The organism is Ralstonia flaminis (assembly GCF_958415495.1).
GTDB classification, from domain to species: Bacteria; Pseudomonadota; Gammaproteobacteria; order Burkholderiales; family Burkholderiaceae; genus Ralstonia; species Ralstonia flaminis.
Genome location: NZ_CATZLL010000014.1, coordinates 40,724 through 58,407, shown reverse-complemented (window position 1 = coordinate 58,407; position 17,684 = coordinate 40,724). Strand labels below are relative to the sequence as shown.

The window sequence follows — 17,684 nt, the reverse complement described above, 5'->3', positions numbered from 1 at the left end:
CAAATCAATAAAAAGGTTTAAGCCTTGGGTTGGTGGTCGGACGATGTTGGTCTGTTCTATTGGTGACGGGGAAGGTCATGAAACAACGCACGATGGTGATGCGCAGCGAATCCTGGCAAGGGATTGCTGCGCTCACTTCCATCACACGGAAAGGGACGACGTCCCCTCTGCCAACACACCCGTGCCGCTACGGCACGCGGGCTGACTTCCTGTTCGGCCCGACCTGATTCTCTGCTGACATTTTCCAGGCCCAGGAGCGCTGTGCTCCAGGGTTGACTTGGCGCGCGCCGCTGCGCGCCCGGCGTGGTGTTGCTGCCCTTGGCGCTGCACAGCGGGCTGTACGTGGTCGAGTCAACCGATCGATTGGTGATTGGGCCAAGCATTTCGGATAGGTGATTTAGCGCTACGTGCGCTCGTGGGTGATCTCTGCACGCCCGCACTCAACCTTTCTGCTGAAGTCGTTGTGAGCCGGGTGATGGCCGCTGGCGTTGCATGCGAACGCTGGTGCCCTGTAATGTCGCGCCCCGCTTGGATTGAGAACCGTGGCTGTTTCGCTTCGCGGCCATTGCCGACCGTAGCGATGCATTTGCAAGAGCGAGAGAACGAATCCTGATGTCAACCAAGATCCTTTCCATCTTCGGTACGCGGCCCGAGGCCATCAAGATGGCACCGGTGGTCAAGCAACTCGAGCAGACGCCGGGCGTGGAGTCCATCGTCTGCGTGACGGGGCAACACCGCACCATGTTGTCGCAAGTGCTCGACCTGTTTGGTGTCCAGCCGCATCACGACCTTGCGCTGATGACCGGCAACCAGACACTCAACGGTCTTGCCTCGCGGCTGATTGCCTCGATTGACGAAGTGCTTGCCACTGAGAAGCCGGACCGCGTGCTGGTGCACGGCGATACCACCACTGCCTGTGCCGCCGCGTTGGCCGCGTTCCACCGGCAGATCCCGATCGGGCACGTGGAAGCGGGCCTGCGGACCGGAAACCTCGCGCAGCCATGGCCTGAAGAGATGAACCGCCGCGTGATCGACGTGATGAGCGACCTGATGTTTGCGCCAACCGACAGCTCCAGGATCAATCTGCTGGCGGAGTCGCTGTCGGGGCGCATCATCGTGACGGGCAATACCGTGATCGACGCGCTCTATCTGAGCGCCGCGCGCATCGATGCTGACGCCGCACTGCGTGCGCAACTCGATCAGACGCTGGCGTTTCTCGATCCTCAGCAACCAGTGGTGCTGGTCACCGGCCACCGCCGCGAGAACTTCGGGGCAGGTTTTGCGGAGATCATCGCTGCGCTGGGCGATCTTGCGCGCAGCAATGTCGCGCAGATCGTCTATCCGGTGCACCTCAACCCCAACGTCAGCGGACCGGTTCGGCAGGCACTCAGTGGTGAGTCCAACGTGCACCTGATCGAGCCGCTGGACTACCTGACCTTCGTGCGCTTGATGCAGCGCTCGGCGCTCATCCTCACTGACTCGGGTGGTATCCAGGAAGAGGCGCCTGCGCTGGGCAAGCCGGTGCTGGTGATGCGTGACGTGACGGAGCGTCCGGAGGCGATTGCAGCTGGTACGGTACGCCTGGTCGGTACGCAGCGCGAAACGATTGTGCGGGAAGCGCGCATGGTGCTGGATTACCTGGCAGTCGGCGAGACGTTCGCTGGCCGCTCCAACCCTTATGGCGATGGTCACGCATCGGCCCGCATCGTGGCTGCACTAACGGGGCAGCCGTTCAAGGAATTCAACGCCGACGGCGCTGGGCATCCTCCCATCGCCGTGGCTGCCCCTGAACCCCTGCTGCGGTAACGCACCCTCAATCATTGCGAGACTATCGACGTGAATTCTGAACGCTCTTTTCGCGGCATGACACGCGCTTCGCTGGCAACGTTTGCGGTTGCCATGCTGGTCGCGGGCGGTGCTCAAGCTGCGCCGGACGACGTTGGCGCGGCACTGGCTCAGCTCTCGCAGGGGCATGTCGTGACGCGCAGCCTGTCGCTGGCCGATGTTGGCATGCGCGAGCCGCTGGTGCTGCAGGCGCCGGATGCCATCCGCGAGCTGTACCTGCCGGTGCCCGCCAACCTGCCGATCTCCGATGCAACGCTCCAGCTTGACGGCAGCTACATGCGCGCAGACGGCGGTCGCACCACCATGCTCGTGTCGCTGGACGGCGCACCGGTGCTGGCGCGCGGCTTTACCCAGTTTCAGGGTGATGCGACGGCCAGCCTTGGTGTTGATGGCGGCCCGCGGCCCACGGGCTTCGTCCGTCTGGGGCTACAGTGGTCGTCCGTCATCAACGACACCATCTGTACCGACCAGACCGCCATCGGCAACGTGCTGCGGATCACCCCCACGTCGCGGCTCGTCTATCGCTTTGATCCGGCTGCGGTCAAGGACTTGCGCACCGCGTGGAGCGCATTGCCGACGGCACCGACCGTCGCGCTGAGCGCAAACAAGGTGGCGGCGCCGGCGTACGACGTGAGCTGGCGAACGATCGCGCTGCTCCAGGCAGAGAACAAGCGTCCTGTTGTGCGTGCGTGGCCTGTTGTGGGGGATACGGTTGACCTGACCGGTGTGAGCGTGCCCAAGGCATTGCAGGCGGCGCCGGCATTTGCCGCGCTGGCGGCTGGCGGCCAGCGCAAGCTGACCAACCCGGCGGAGGTGGGCGCGTTCGTGCTGCTGGCGTCGCGCTCGGCATTCGCGCCAGACATCGTGGTGGCGGATGACGCGTTGCGCGCGAGCCTGAAGGCATCGCTGGATGCATTGCGCGCGCAGGTTGCCGCAGTCTCCGCGCCGGGTGCCGAAGCCTTTGACCAATGGCGTGCGCAGACCTGGGCGCCCATCACTGAGCCGTTGGCAGCAGGTGAAGTCCGGCTTGCGCATCTGCCGGGGCAAGTCGTGATCGTGACGGGCGATGTTGGCGGGGTGGCCGCATTGGCTGCGGCATGGCGGCCGATCGATACCTCCAACCGAATCGTGGTGCACCAGTTGGAAGGCGCACCGCACGCGTATGGCGACAAGGTTGCGCTGTCGCTGCTGGGCGGCGAGCCCCGGACGATGGAGGTGCTGGGCCGTGCAACGTGGGATGCCAGCTTTGACCTGAGCACCGTCTCCGGCCAGGGCAAGCTGCCGGGCGAAGTGGTGCTCGACATTGCGGCAGCGCCGTCGGCCAGTGTGAGCGGTCAGGTGGCGTCGGTCTATTTCAACGGCATGCTGATCGGCTCGGAGCTGCTCAACCAGAACGGCCGTGTGCAGCGCATTACGGCGCGCATTCCGCGCTACGCGCTGGGGGCATCGAATCTGTTGCGCGTGCTGTTCCAGCGCCCGCCTGAAGACGGCTGCCGGGCCCGTCTGCAAGGCTATCCGGTGGCCGTACTGCCGAGCAGCCACGTGACGCTGGAAACCGCCAGCCTGGACCCGGACTTTACCGGCATGGTTGCGCGCTTTGCCTCGCAGGCCAACGTGATCGTACCGGCCGCCTATCTGGGGGATGCAGCGGCAACGCTGCCACGCGTTGCACGCCTCGCCAACGCCGCCGGGATCGCACCCACGCGTAGCCAGCTCACAGCGGTTGCGGATAACGAGGCGGCTACGCCCAAAGACACCTTCCTGGCAATCGACGTGCCCCTGCGCGACGAGACCGGCCGTGCCGTGCTGTCAAAAGATCGCCTGACGTTGACGACAGCCTCCGACAAGCTGCTGGCCGATGTTTCGGGCCTGACCAACCTCGGCATCGTCCAGGTGGCGAAGGCGGGCAGTGCGACAGGCGTGGTCTACCGCACGGTCGGGCCGGTGGCGCCGGTATTGCCGGCCACGCTGCGCCTGTCGCGCGGCGACGTGGCGGTGGTGGCCAGTGACGGCATCGCCCGCGTGTTCGACACGCTGCACCCTGGTGAAGTGCTGCCCAGCGATGACGATCGTCCGCGCCTGACCAAGAGCTTCTGGTCGTGGGCAGGGCCGGGCGTCGTGGTGCTGGTGTTCCTGATCCTGCTGGCGGTGGCGGGCTACGCACGCCGGCGTCGTCAGTCCAAGTCGTGACGTTCGAGGTCATCCAATGGTATGCGGGCCACCTGCTGGCCCAGTACTACCACGGGCTGGAGTTGCTGGCCATCGTGGTGGCGGTGCTCATCCTGATTTCGAGTCTCGACGATCTGTTCATCGACGTGTGGTACTGGATACGTGAGGTCTATCGCTTCTTCACGGTCAAGCGCGTGTACACGCCCCTGACGGCCGAGCAGCTCAAGGCCCGTGCCGAACAGCCGATCGCCATCATGGTGCCGGCATGGCTGGAGTACGACGTGATCGCAGCCATGATCGAGAACATGGTGGGCGTGATGGACTACCGCAGCTACATGGTGTTTGTCGGCACGTACCAGAACGACGCGCAAACCATCAATGAAGTGGAGCGCATGCGCCGTCGCTACAAGCAGCTGCGCCGCGTGGAAGTGCCGCACGATGGCCCGACCTGTAAGGCCGACTGCCTGAACTGGGTCATCCAGGCCATCTTCAAGCACGAGCGCGACCACAACATCGAGTTTGCCGGCGTGGTGCTGCATGACAGCGAGGACGTGCTGCATCCGCTGGAGCTGCGCTTCTACAACTACCTGTTGCCGCGCAAGGACATGATCCAGCTGCCGGTGGCATCGCTGGAGCGGAACTGGTTCGAGCTGGTGGCCGGCACCTACATGGATGAATTTGCCGAGTGGCACGGCAAGGACCTCGTGGTGCGCGAGAGCCTGGCAGGTACGGTGCCGTCGGCCGGCGTCGGGACCTGCTTCTCGCGGCGCGCGCTGCTGGCCCTTGCGGCCGAGACAGACAACCAGCCCTTCAATACCGAAAGCCTGACCGAGGACTACGACGTGGGCGCGCGGCTGGGCAAGATGGGCATGCAGTCGATCTTTGCACGCTTTCCTGTGCAGTTCAGCATGCGTCGCAAATCGTGGTTCGGCCTGGGGCCAGAGCGCGAATTCACACTCACCATGCCGCTGTGCGTGCGCGAGTTCTTTCCCGATACCTTCCGCACGGCCTACCGGCAGCGGGCGCGCTGGGCACTGGGCATCGGCCTGCAGGGCTGGAAGCAGACCGGCTGGACGGGCGGGCCGGCCAACCGCTACCTGCTCGCGCGTGACCGCAAGGGCATCGTCACCGCGTTTGTCGGCATTCTGGCCTACGTGCTCATCGTGCAGTTTTTGCTGTTTGCGGTGGCAGACCAGTTTGGATGGATGCCCGAGCTGATTGCCTCGCCGCTGTCGAAATATGAATGGCTGGGCACGCTGCTGTGGTTCAACGCCATCGCGCTGACGCTGCGTGTGGTGCAGCGGGTGTATTTCGTCACGCAGCTCTATGGGTGGGAGCACGGTGTGCTGTCGGTGCCGCGCATGATCGTCGGCAACTTCATCAACTTCATGGCGGTATCGCGGGCCTGGAAGATGTTCCTGACCCATCTGGTGACCGGCAAGCGGCTGGCATGGGACAAGACCATGCACGATTTCCCGTCGGAAGACGGCTTTACCGGCGAGCGTCCGCGGTTGGGCGAACTGCTGGTGACGTGGCAGGCGATCGGGCAGGAGAACCTGGACCAGGCGCTGCAGGACGCGCATGCCCGCCAGGCGCCCCTGGGCCGTGTGCTGATGGCCAAAGGCTGGCTGGACGACGAAACGCTCGCCGAGGCGATTGCCTTCCAGGCGGACCTGGAGCGCGGAGCACTCGACCTGGGGCAACTGCGCGCGCATGCGCATTTGCTACCGCTTGACACTGTGATCCGCCACCGCGTGCTGCCGCAGGGCGAAGACGCTGCCGGACGCCTGGTGGTGCTGGTCGCCAGCCCACTGCAGGACGCGGAGCTTGCGCAGGTGGCAGCCGAACTGCAGCGCGACGTGGTGCAGCGGATCGTGCGTGAAGGCGAAATTGCCATGGGCCTGCGCCAGTTGCGCGGCATGAGCGTGGTTGACGCAGGCGCATTTGCGCCGCATGCCGCTCAGGCAGACGGTACCGCCCCGGCGCGTGGCGTGCCGCTGCTGGGCGATCTGCTGATCGAGCGTGGCCATGTGCTGCGCGAAACATTCGATGCCACGCTGCGCGACTACAGCCCGCATCGCGACGGCCGTATCGGCGACTACATGGTGAGCCGCGGCGTGATCTCGCCCGAGGCACTGGACGACGTGATCAAGGAGCAGCACCGCCTGGGCGGCGTGCTGGCGGCAGCGGCATGAGGCAACCGAACGTGATACCCGCACGCGCATTCCAGCAACGTCTTCCGGCGCGCTTGGTGACGGCCGCGTTGGCGAGCGCACTGTGCGCCCCCACGCTGCTGCATGCCCAAGCGCATGACACCAAGCCCTTGCCATTGGCGGGTGCCGCCTATCGCGTCGCACAGCAGGCCTACGACGCCTGCAAGCGCCGCGCGTACAGCAGTTGCGTCGCACTGGCGCGCGAGGCGATTCGGCAGCGGCCCGACGTCATGTCGCTCCATCTGTTGCTGGCGGACGCACTGGCGGCGCAACGGCAGTATGCGCAAGCCGAGCGCGTGCTCAATGGCGCTACCGCGCGTTTTGGCCCGGACCGGCAGCTTGCCGAACAGCGCAGGCGCGTTGCCGCCTTGCGGGCGCCTGCCAATACGGCCGGGCATGGGCAGGCCAAGGACGAGGAGGGCGGTCCGCTGCTGACCGGCGACGCGCTGGAGGCCGCGCAGAACGCTTATAAGGCATACAACGCCAAGGACTTTGCCGGTGCCGCGCGCTACGCCAACGAAGTCACTGCGCTGCGCCCCGATCTGAAGCGCTTTCGCCTATTGCTGATCGACGCCTCCAGCGCGGCCGGCGATGACGCCGCTGCGTGGAACGCCGATATGGCTGCCGTCCGCCAGTTTGGCGACAGCGAGCCGTTGCGCATCCGCCGCGAGTTCATTGGTGTTGGCCTGGGTATGAAGGTGGCGGAGGAGGCGCTCAACGCGCGCCAGTCGGGCGATACAGCGCGCGCCATCGAGTTGGCACGCCAGGCGGTCGTTTATGCGCCGGCGCGTTTCGACTACCGCTTGCAACTTATCGACGGGCTGCTGGCCACGGGCGATCTGCCTGGCGTAGAGCGGGCCATGGATGACGCCATTGCCTACGACGATACGGAAATCATGGCCTGGACGTTGCGCGGCTATGCACGCGCGGCGCAAGGCAAGTCGGAGGCAGCAAACGCTGACCTTGCGCAGGCGCTCAAGCAAACCGATGCCACCGCCGCGGTGCGGCGTTCGATGCAGACCATCGTTGCCGATATCTGGCTGGCTCAGGGCGAGCCGCAGCGCGTGATCGACATGCTCGGCACTCTCAAGCCGATTGATGACGACACGGATTCGCTCATCACCATGCGCGTGCATAGCGCGCGCCTGCAGCTGAAAACTGTGCAGACAACGGCGCAGGCCGCAACGGCCGCGCCGGCTTCGCCCGCCGAGACGGCCGCACAACGCGTGGCCGTGGCGGCGCGCCCGGTCATCGACTGCGCCAGCAGCGAGTTCGGGTCGGACTGCGATCTGTATCCGGCAGACCCCGGCTTTGTGCCGGCGCAGGCCGCTGCCCGCGCCGCTGAAGCGAAAAACACCAAGGCGGCGCTTGAGTTCGCCCGTCAGGCCGTGGAGGCTGCTCCGCAGGATGCACAGCACCGCGTTGATCTGGTCAACGCGCTGATCGACGCCAAGCAGGAGCGAGCAGCGACAAGCGAATCGAAGGCGATCGTTGACGATGGGCTGCTCGATGCCTTGCCCCCGCTTTCCGCCGCGTACATCGCGCAGCGCGCGGGCGATGACAAGGTTGCCTCCGACCTGTTCGAGCGCGCGGACCAGATCACGCCGTTGTCCGTGGACGAGCGTACGGATGCCGCCTATTCGGCTCTGGCGGCGCGCCGTAACCAGCTTGCCATCGCACATTTGGAACGCGCCATCGATGAGGGTCTGGCGCAGCCGGAGGGCGACGACCCGCCGCCCACGCCGCAGGCGATGCTCGACATGCGCGAAGCGCACGCAGAAGCCACGCGCAACTGGGGCTTTGATGCCACGCTCAGCTACCGTGGCGGCGGTATGCCATCGGGTCCGCTGCTGGCCACCACGCCCGGCGACGCCAACGCCTGGCAGGCGGGCCTGGAGGCGTACTGGCGCCCATTGGGTCCGCTGGGCGATCGGATGTTCGAGGTCTATGCCCGCGCCTTCGAGAGCTTTGGCGTCAAGGGAGGGGAGTCCAGCGGTGCCCAGACACTGCAGGCCTCAGTGGGCGCGCGCGTCAAACCGTTTGCCGACGTGAACGCGATCTTCGCCATTGAGCGCGTGATTCCGATCGGCTCCGCCGCCAACGGCGATTGGCTGGCGCGTGCAGCCTATTCCGACGGCTTCGGCACCGAGCGCCGCATCGATGTCCCGTCGTGGTGGACCGGCCGCCTGTACGCAGAAGCCGGGCGCTACCTGCAGGCCGGCACCAACTACGCCACCGCCAACGCCGAGTTCGGCCGCACCTACCGCATCGACAGTGTCAGCCCGCGCTGGACGGTGTTCCCGTACGTGGTTGTTGGTGCGGACTACGACAGCAGCGTCAACAGCAGTGTGCCGATTGGCGCGGGGGTGGGAGTGTCCACGCGCTACGTCTTTCGCGAGAGCAAGTACGACGCGCCGCAGTCGTACGTCGACCTGTCCTTGCAATACCGCTTCAAGCTGGCTGGGGACGACCGGGCCCGCGGAGTGTTCTTCAACGCCATCTATTCCTATTGATCCTATGCAACGTCGCATGACATTGACCGACCTGATGCGCGCGCTGGGCACTGTGCTCGTGCTGGGCGTGCCCGCTTCCGCGCACGCCGCCGCGCAGGATGTTGCCAGCCTGTACGGCCCGCAGCCGCCCGCCAACGCCACGTATGTGCGCGTAGTCAACCTTGCCGCCCAGCCGGCCCGCGTGACGCTGCCGGGCAGCGAAGCCGCGCAAACGCTGGCAGCCGGCGCGTCGACGCGCTTGAGCGTGGTGACCCCAGGCACGCCGTTGCGTGTGACGGTCGATGGCCGCGAACCTGTGCAGGCAACTGCCGCAGATGCCGCAGGCGCAGCGTCAGCCAGTGACGCCACCGCCGGCCAGGCCATCACCGTGATGCTCACACGTGAGTCGCAAGGCTGGCGCGCCACGCGTGTGGCCAATCCGCAGGAGCGCCTGGATGCCATGCGCGCCACGCTGCGTGTCTACAACGTTGCAGGTGCCTGCACGGGGAAGATCGCCGTGGCCGACAACGGCCCCACCGTGTTTGCGCAGGTGCCTGCGGGCACGCAGCAGGCCCGCGCCATCAACCCGATTGCCGCTCGCCTGACGGGCAGCTGCGGCAACGCCACGACGGCGCCGCTTCAGTTGCCCACGCTGGCTGCGGGTGACAGCTACAGCCTGTTTCTGGCGGGCGATGCTGCCAAGCCTGTACTCACCGGCGTGCGCGATGACATCGCTTGGCCGCCTGCCAAGAAGTGAATCTCACCAACGAACTTGAAGGCCACACCATGACCGTATCGCTTCGTTCGCCACTCGGCTTCGACAGCCAGACCATCGATGCCCGCCGCCGCCGCGTGCTGTTCTCACTGGGTGCAGCACCGTTGGCCGGTGCACTGACCGGGTTGCCGAGCCTCGCCCTTGCCGTGCAGGGTGCGCAAGCGCCCGCCACCAAGGCTCAGACCATCATTGAAGGGCGCGACCGCTGGCTGTTCCCCGGTTGGGAGAGCCTGGCCGAAGACGATACCGGCGGCTGCCTGCAAGCGCTCGATCTTATTCGCAAGGCGGCCGACAAGCTCACCGCCGCCGATATCCGCACGGTGATCGTCATCGCACCGCTCAAGGCCCGCGCCTATGCCGACAAGCTGCCCGATGGCATGACGCTGTCACCGGCGGTGAAGGGCCGCTACGCCGCATTGGCTGCCCATGCCGGCAAGATCGGGCTCGACATGGTTGACGCGGAGGCCGCGATTGCCACCGTCAACCCGACCGACGACACCACGTTCATCCGTGCCGACTATCACTGGTCTGCACGTGCGGCCGAGGCCAATGCCGCCGCAACCGCCAAGCTGCTGCAGGCGCGCGGCTTGTTTACGGAGCGCACGGGTGGCGGTACCCGGCTTGGCAAATGGACCGAAGAGATCAGCTACGGCGATCTGGCCGACCTGTTGCCGCCGGAAAAGAAGAAGGCGGTCGGCAAGGACCACTTCTTCGTTCGCCAGGCCGGCAACAACAAGGACTTGCTCGACAGCGCACCGTCTGCGGTGCAGGTGGTTGGCAACAGCATGGTGCAGCCGTACCTCGGTTTTCCGCAGAAGCTCTCGAACGCCCTCGACACCCCCGTCGGTTTGACCTGGACGTTCGGCAACGTCGGCCCGTGGAAGACGTTGCTCAACTATCTGGAATCGCCCGCGTTCAAGTCCGCCAAGATCAAGGCGCTGGTCTGGCAGTTCAATGAAGGCCAGATGATGAACGGTCCGAATGCGGCAACGCAGTGGGATGCCGCCTCGATCATGGCGGAAGACGCGTGGCTGGCCCGGCTGGACAAGGCGCTTGTGCGATGAGTGACGGGCTCGCACGTTCTTCGGCAGCCGCACTGCCCGGCAAGGAGCCGGCAGAGGCTGTGCTGCCGGATCGGTCCATGCTCTGGCACCGGGCTTTGGCCTGGACCGTGGCGGTGCTTCTGGCCGTCGGCCTTGGCATGGCGGCGGTTGCACTGGCCCGGCAGGCCGACAACGGCGAGCCGTTCAATTGGGCCGGATGGCGTGACGGCACGCTGGGCCACCAGATTGAGAGTGCCATCGACGTGCCGTATGCACGCACGCTGCACCGCTGGCAGGCGGCACTACGTTACCGTGTGCTGGGCGATCTTGGCCCGCAGGTGCGAGAGGGCTGCCCAGGCTGGCTCTTCTACGCCGATGGCTTGCGTCCGCCACCGGCCGCAACCGGACAGGTGCGGCAGGTTGGCATGCCCGGTGCCGATGCGCTGCTCGATGCGCGCATCGCGACGCTGCGCCGCTATGCCGATGCCCTGCGCAAGGACGGCATCCGCTTGGTGGTGGTGACGGTGCCCGACAAGGCGCGTGTAGAAGTGCAGGCGCTGTGCGGCCTGCATCAGGACGCACGCATGACACAGCGCCTGACTGGCTGGCAACAGGCCGTGGATGCCGCGGGTGTCACCCGTGTGGAACTGTTGCCTGCGTTGCAGCAGGCAGCCCCGGCGTACTTCCGTACCGATGTGCACTGGAACGCCGATGGCGCGCAGGCCGCCGCCAATGTCATCAGCGCGGCCGTGCTGCCGTTGCTGGGCGGGCGAGGGGAGGCACGCTTCGACCATCAGCAGGGTGCGGTCGAGCCGCGTGTCGGCGATCTGCTCACGCTGGCGGGCCTTGGCGACGTGTCCGATGCGTGGCGCCCGGCGCCCGATCAGGTGGCGCCGCAAACCATCAGCGCGGTGCATTCGGGTGGCTTGCTCGACGATGCGCCGCCGGTGGAAGTCATGCTGGCGGGCAGTTCGTTCTCACGGCGCAGCGAGTTTGCGGGGCGCCTGGGCGAACAGCTCGGCCGCGAGGTCTGGAACGTGAGCCTGGACGACGGCCAGTTCGACCGTGCCATGCAAGCCATGTGGGACAAGCGCGCAACGTGGCCCAAGAGTGTGCGCGTACTGGTGTGGGAAATGTCGGAAGACGCGCTGCACCTGCCGGTCAAGACCCTCCCCAACGGCGCCAGCCATTGAGGCCGAGATGCTATTCAACTCGTTCATTTTCCTGACGCTGTTCCTGCCGGTTTCGATTGCCGGCTACTACCTGCTCGGCGCACGCGCGCCGCGCGCGGCGTCAGTCTGGCTGTGTGTGGCGTCGTTCCTGTTCTACGGATGGTGGAACCCGTCGTTCGTGCTGCTGCTCACGCTGTCGATCGCCTTCAACTTTGCAATGAGCTGGCTGATCCTCAGCAACCCCGCGGGCTCGCGTGCACGCCGCGCGTGGCTGGCCTTCGCCATCGTGGTCGATCTGGCGGTGCTGGTGCGCTACAAGTACCTGGCAGCATTGATCGGGGTTGTGGTGAATGCCGCCGACATCATGCCGGCCGGCTGGGTTGCCGTGGCGATGGAGGACGTGGCGTTGCCGCTGGGCGTGTCGTTCTTCACCTTCACGCAGATCGGCTATCTGCTCGACTGCAATGCCGGCATCGTCAAGGAGCGTGATCCGCTGGGCTTCATCCAGTTCGTCACGTTCTTCCCGCACCTGATTGCCGGGCCGATCCTGCACCACAAGGAAATGATGACGCAGTTCGCGCGCCCCGAGACGTACCGGTTGCGCGCGGAGAACCTGTCCATCGGCCTGACCATGTTCACCTGCGGGCTGGCCAAGAAGCTGTTGCTGGCCGATACGATTGCGCCATATGCCGACCACGGCTTTGCCGCGCCGCACGAGTTGCAGATGCTGGCCGCCTGGGGCGCCTGCCTGGCCTATGCGATGCAGCTGTACTTCGATTTCTCGGGCTACTCCGACATGGCGATGGGGCTGGCGAAGATGTTCGGGGTGCGCTTCCCGCTTAACTTCAACTCGCCATTCAAGGCCGGCAGCATCATCGAGTTCTGGCAGCGCTGGCACATGACGCTCACGCGCTACCTGACCAGCTACCTTTACTACCCGCTGGCCATGCGCATCAATCGCGCACGCATGGTGGGCGGCAAGTCGACCGGGCGGCTGGCGCAGCGCTCGGTGGGCGGTTTTGCGGCCACCGTGGCAGTGCCGACCTTCTACACCATGGGCCTGGCCGGGGTGTGGCACGGCGCCGGGCTGCAGTACTTCATCTACGGCCTGCTGCATGCGGCCTTTCTGAGCGTCAATCATGGCTGGCGGGCGTGGCAGGCTGCGCGGGCGCCGGCCGGTGCGCCGGCACAGACAGCGGCGCCCACGCGGCTGCGTCATGCGGCCAATGTGCTGCTGACCTTCTTTGCGGCGCTGGTGGCGTTCATCTTCTTCCGTGCCCACGGCGTGCATGACGCGCTGCAGATGCTGGGCGGCATGGCTGGCGTGCGCGGCATCGAGCCGCTTGGCTGGCCCGCCTGGGGCGAGGCCGGCATGAGCGGCCTGGAGTGGCTGCGCATCGTGCTGGGCCGCTCCACGCTGGCGCTGCAGATCGTGGTGATGCTGGCCATCGTCTGGTGCCTGCCCAACGTGCATCAATGGATGGGCCGTTTTTCACCCGCGCTGGAGCGTCCCGCCAATGCGGCTGCTGCGCGCTTTGGCTGGCGGCCCTCGCTGCGCTGGAGCGTGGTCATCGTCGCTCTGCTGCTGTTCTGCATGGCGCAGTTGCACGGTGAAGTGCGTTTTCTCTATTTCCAATTCTGACCGCGCTTAGTCGCAATCATGACCATGACTCAAATCGAAACCCTGCAGGCCGATGTGAAAGCGCTCGTAGAGAGCGTTGTGATGCGCACGGTCGAACCCAGCACGCCACTGATCGAATCGGGCCTGGTCGATTCCGTTCTGGCGGTCGAGATCGTGATGGCGGTTGAAGCGCAGTTTGGCGCGCGCGTGCCGCCTACGGAAATTGCCGAGCATCTGGCTTCGGTCGATGCGCTGGCAGCTTATATCCAATCCACCAGATAGGAGAGGGCGATGCGGCTTGATCTCAACACGGGTACGTTTGTCGATACCGGGCTGCGGCCCGACCACGATGCGGTGATCGGTGCTGACCGCACGCTCACCTGGCAAGCGCTGGCGGCAGAAGCGGCTGCCTGGTGTACGCAGGCACGCGCCGCAGGCTTTGCCGCCGATGTGCCGGTCATCATTCGCGGGCACAAGGAGGCAGCGTTCTTCGTTGCCATTGCCGGTGCGCTGATGCTGGGCGCGCCCTTCGTGCCCGTCGATACGATCTACCCGGATGAGCGCATGGACCGCATCGCGCGCACGCTGGGCACGCATGCCTACTACGACGCGCGCACCGCAACCTTCGAGCCGCTGCCGCACGCCAGCAGCCCGCAACCGCTGCAAGAGAAAGGGCTTGCCTACGTGTTGTTCACCTCGGGCACCACGGGTGAACCCAAGGGCGTGCAGATCGGCCGGGAAAGCGTCCACACTCTGATCGACTGGATGGCGCATGACTTTGCGCTGGGCACGGCACCGGTGTTCCTGAACCAGGCACCGTTCAGCTTTGATCTGTCGATGTACGAGGTGATGGCCACGCTCGCGCTGGGCGGCACGGTGGTGCTGGCCTCGCGCGAGGCCATTACGCAGGGCGATGCGTTCTTGAAAACGCTTGCCGCGCACGGCGTGACGACGTGGGTGTCGACGCCGTCGTTTGCGCAACAGCAGTTGCTGCAACCGGATTTTTCGGGGCAGGGGCTGCCCACGCTCGATACCTTCCTGTTCTGCGGCGAGGTCCTTTCGGTCACGCTGGCACGGCACTTGCGCCAGCGTTTTCCAAAGGCGCGCATCATCAACACTTACGGCCCCACCGAAGCCACCGTGGCCACCACCTGGATCGTGGTGGACGACGCCATGCTTGCCGGCGCAGACAAGTTGCCCATCGGCTACCCCAAGCGCGGCAGCGAGGTCTTTGTGCAGGATGGCGAACTGTGCATTGCCGGGCCGCATGTGATGCGCGGTTATCTCAACCGGGAAGACCTCAACGCCACGCGCATGTTCTCGCACAACGGCACGCGCGGTTTCCGTACGGGCGACCTTGGGGCGGTGGATGAGCTTGGCCGTCTGTTCTGCCATGGCCGGATCGACGATCAGGTCAAGGTGGGCGGCTACCGCATCGAGCTGATGGAGATCGACGCAGCACTCGGCAAGCTGCCCGGCGTGCAGAACGCCGCTGCCGTGCCACTGCGGCGGCCCGATGGCTCGGTGGCACGCATTGTCGGTTTCGTGCAGCCGGCATCGGGCGAAGGGCAGTTGCCGGAGCCGTTGCCATTTCCGCCACACGACTGGAAGGCATCGCTGGGTGAGGCGCTGCCGCCGTATATGATTCCGTCGGAGTTGATCCCGCGGCAGACGTTGCCGGTGTCCGTCAACTTCAAGATTGACCGCGCCAAACTGGCACAGGATTACCGTGACATGCAACTCAACCCGATCCGCCACCCCGAGGGCAAGCACAATGGATGAACGCCGTCCTTCCTGGCGGTGTGCCGCGCTGGTCGTGGCGCTGGCCCTGTCAGGGGCGTTGACGGGCGGGGCGGCCGCGCAGGAGCTTGCCGGCGAGCCACTCGCGCAGGGTATCGTCTGGCAGCCGGATGCCCTGCACAAAAATCCGAAAGGGACTTGGGACAGGCTCGGTGTCAGCAACCTGCTGGTGCAATGGACGGCTGTGGACGATGCGGCCTTCGTGCCTGGCGCCAAGACATCGGACATAGTGCACGCGCCGGATTGGGCGCGCATCGCCGCCGAGCCCTGGGCGCGCAACGTCATCGTCGGCTTGGCCGGCGCATTTGATGAAACCTGGGCGCGTGCCCACGTTGAAGAGCTTGCTGAGCGCTCGCGGCATCTGGTGGCGGTGCGCCCGCCTGTCAACGTTGAGGGCTGGTACTTCCCGGTTGAAGTCGACCCTACCTGGAAAGACATGGCGCGGCTCAGGCGCGCGCTGGATCGGTTGCCGCGCCCGCTGTGGATCAGCGTGTACGACCATAGCGAGCTCGGCGCCCAGCATTTTGCCGAATGGGTTGCGCGCTGGCTGCCTGCCGATGTGGGCGTGTTCTGGCAGGACGGTTGCGGTGCATTCAAACGTGATCCGGCCACCGCGCGCGCCTATGCGGATGCGCTGGCTGGGCGCTTTGGCACCGAGCGGGTACGTGTGATAGCCGAGGCGTTCCGCCCCAAACGCCGCGGCGGATTCCGTCCCGCCACGGCCTATGAGTTGGCGCCGCAACTGGCGCACTACCAAGGCTTCAAGGTCTACCTGTTCGACGGGCCGCACTACGTGTCGCCAACGCTGGTGGATGGCCTGCTCAAGCACCCGATGCGCAGTACGCCAGGATTGGCGCTGGACGCGCCACCTAAGGTCGCGCCCGGGCAGGATTCGTAGGCGCGCAAAGCGCTGCGGTGATTCCGAGGGGGCGGGTCGGCGTCTGCGAATTTCAGCTAAAAAAAGCGCGGCCGAAGCCGCGCAGAGTCTCGCTTTCCAGAGAGAGAAGAGCGTCTTTACTGCTGCGCCACCGTTGCCGGCTTCGCCTGTTCTGTCGGCAAATCACCCCAGCCACCACCCAGCGCCTTGATCAGCCCCACCGTGGCATTCACACGGCTGCCGGCGAGTTGCACGCCGACGCGCTCAGCAGACAGCATGTTGCGCTCCGCATCAATCACATCCAGATAGTTGACCGAGCCCGCGTTGTAGCGCGTGCGCGAGAGTTGCGCAGCGCGCGTGGAAGCGCGCACGGCATCGTCCTGGGCTTTGGATTGATCGGCCAGCAGGCGCAGGTCAGAAAGGTTGTCTTCCACCTCGCGGAAAGCGACGAGCACGCTTTCACGGTAGTTGGCGACGTTCTCTTCGTACGCTGCACGCGCCTGCTTCACACCGGCGCTGCGTGCACCACCGTCAAAGATCGGCAGCGACAGTGCGGTGCCGACCAGCGGCCCGAGAATCCACGTGCGGCTGCCCCACTTGAGCAGGTCACCGATGTCGTGCGACTCGTAGCCGAAGCCGCCCGTAAGTTGCAGTTGCGGGAAGAACGCCGCACGCGCCACCCCGATGCGCGCGTTGGCGGCAGCCATCGAGCGCTCGGCTGCGGCCACGTCAGGGCGACGCTCCAGCAGGGCAGAGGGCAGGCCTGCCGGCACGCGCACGTTGGCGGCCTGTAGCGGGTCGGCTCCCATCGAGAAATCGGCGGGTGCCTTGCCCAGCAGCGTTGCCAGTGCGTGCTCCAGGACCGCGCGACGACGCTGCACGCCAATGCGATCGGAGCGCGCGGTGGCCAACTCGGCATCGGCGCGGGCGACGTCTAGCTCGCCAATGTCACCGGTCTTGAAGCGGCGCTGCACGAGCTTGAGTGCTTCTTCGCGGCCGACCAGCGTGCGGGCCAGTAGGGCTTCTTCCGCATCAAGCGTGCGCAGGCTGAAGTACGTTTGCGCCACGTCGGCCTGCAGTGACAGGCGGGCCGCGCGGTACAGCGCTTCCACCCGCTCGGCGTCGGCGCCGGCTGCATCGATGTTGTTGCGTACGCGGCCGAACAGGTCGACCTCATACGCCACGGTGGCCTGTGCACGCCAGTACGTTTGCGGCTGCACGGGTGCGCCCACGGGCAAGCCCGCTGATGCTGCGGAAGCCCGCTGGCGCGTCGGGCCAAAGCCCGCATCCAGTTCTGGGAACAGCGATGCACGATTGGCCTGCACAAAGGCGCGCGCCTGGTTCACGCGTGCGGCGGCGGCGGCCAGCGTGGGGCTGGCCTCGGCCGCCTGTGCTTCGAGCTTGTCGAGCGTCGGATCGTTGAAGATCTTCCACCACGCGCCGTCGGCGGGCAGGGAGGGCTCGGCGGTCTTCCACTTGCCTTGTTCGCCGGCGGCCAGCGAGGCATCTGCGGTTGCTGACGCTTCCTTGAAAGCCGTGGGTGTGCCTACGTCCGGCTTCTCGTAGGTCGGCGCCAGCGAGCAGGCCGCGAGGAACAGCGCGGCAGCCAGTGCCAGCGGGGTCCAGCGGCCAAGCCGCGTGGCCTGACCTGTGTGTTGTTTAAACGCGTTCATAGCG

At 65.9% G+C, this 17,684-nt stretch carries 12 protein-coding genes; 11 read left to right on the top strand and 1 reads right to left on the bottom strand.

Annotation, left to right across the window (positions count from 1 at the left end; genetic code table 11):
- Positions 1-612 precede the first annotated feature (612 nt).
- The 11 genes from wecB to R2N11_RS19810 are packed head-to-tail and all read left to right on the top strand — an operon-like array spanning position 613 to position 16,028.
- Positions 613-1,806 carry a non-hydrolyzing UDP-N-acetylglucosamine 2-epimerase gene (gene wecB / locus R2N11_RS19860; protein ID WP_199031905.1) on the top strand — a complete coding sequence of 398 codons (1,194 nt, stop codon included), beginning with the start codon at positions 613-615 and terminating at the stop codon, positions 1,804-1,806.
- Positions 1,807-1,863: 57 nt separating this feature from the next.
- A complete protein-coding gene (locus R2N11_RS19855; protein ID WP_316682120.1) occupies positions 1,864-4,035 on the top strand; it encodes a cellulose biosynthesis cyclic di-GMP-binding regulatory protein BcsB in 2,172 nt (723 codons plus the stop codon).
- A complete protein-coding gene (locus R2N11_RS19850; protein ID WP_316682119.1) occupies positions 4,032-6,209 on the top strand; it encodes a glycosyl transferase family protein in 2,178 nt (725 codons plus the stop codon). The genes R2N11_RS19855 and R2N11_RS19850 overlap by 4 nt, the downstream gene beginning before the upstream one ends.
- On the top strand, positions 6,206-8,740 hold the full coding sequence (locus R2N11_RS19845) for an NfrA family protein (protein ID WP_316682117.1): 2,535 nt from the start codon (positions 6,206-6,208) through the stop codon (positions 8,738-8,740). Before R2N11_RS19850 ends, R2N11_RS19845 begins: the two co-directional genes overlap by 4 nt.
- 16 nt (positions 8,741-8,756) lie before the next feature.
- Positions 8,757-9,476: an alginate O-acetyltransferase AlgF gene (locus R2N11_RS19840; protein WP_199032839.1), complete on the top strand. Its 720-nt coding sequence runs from the start codon at positions 8,757-8,759 to the stop codon at positions 9,474-9,476.
- Positions 9,477-9,505: 29 nt separating this feature from the next.
- The gene (locus tag R2N11_RS19835; protein ID WP_316682116.1) at positions 9,506-10,558 is read left to right on the top strand and encodes an alginate O-acetyltransferase AlgX-related protein; all 1,053 of its coding nucleotides are present in this window, start codon (positions 9,506-9,508) and stop codon (positions 10,556-10,558) included.
- Complete coding sequence (locus tag R2N11_RS19830) at positions 10,555-11,730, top strand: alginate O-acetyltransferase AlgX-related protein (RefSeq protein WP_316682114.1); 1,176 nt, start codon at positions 10,555-10,557, stop codon at positions 11,728-11,730. Before R2N11_RS19835 ends, R2N11_RS19830 begins: the two co-directional genes overlap by 4 nt.
- Before the next feature lie 7 nt (positions 11,731-11,737).
- Positions 11,738-13,351 (top strand): MBOAT family O-acyltransferase, encoded by a 1,614-nt coding sequence (locus tag R2N11_RS19825; protein ID WP_316682112.1) that lies wholly within the window; start codon positions 11,738-11,740, stop codon positions 13,349-13,351.
- 18 nt (positions 13,352-13,369) lie between these two features.
- Complete coding sequence (locus R2N11_RS19820; RefSeq protein WP_430715461.1) at positions 13,370-13,612, top strand: acyl carrier protein; 243 nt, start codon at positions 13,370-13,372, stop codon at positions 13,610-13,612.
- Between the two features lie 9 nt (positions 13,613-13,621).
- Positions 13,622-15,112: an AMP-binding protein gene (locus R2N11_RS19815; protein WP_199032834.1), complete on the top strand. Its 1,491-nt coding sequence runs from the start codon at positions 13,622-13,624 to the stop codon at positions 15,110-15,112.
- Positions 15,105-16,028, top strand: coding sequence for an alpha-amylase family protein (locus R2N11_RS19810; protein ID WP_316682110.1), 924 nt, complete (start codon positions 15,105-15,107; stop codon positions 16,026-16,028). Before R2N11_RS19815 ends, R2N11_RS19810 begins: the two co-directional genes overlap by 8 nt.
- 116 nt (positions 16,029-16,144) lie before the next feature.
- Here R2N11_RS19810 and R2N11_RS19805 read toward each other — a convergent pair whose 3' ends face one another.
- The gene (locus R2N11_RS19805) at positions 16,145-17,680 is read right to left on the bottom strand and encodes an efflux transporter outer membrane subunit (RefSeq protein ID WP_316682109.1); all 1,536 of its coding nucleotides are present in this window, start codon (positions 17,678-17,680) and stop codon (positions 16,145-16,147) included.
- Between the last annotated feature and the right edge of the window lie 4 nt (positions 17,681-17,684).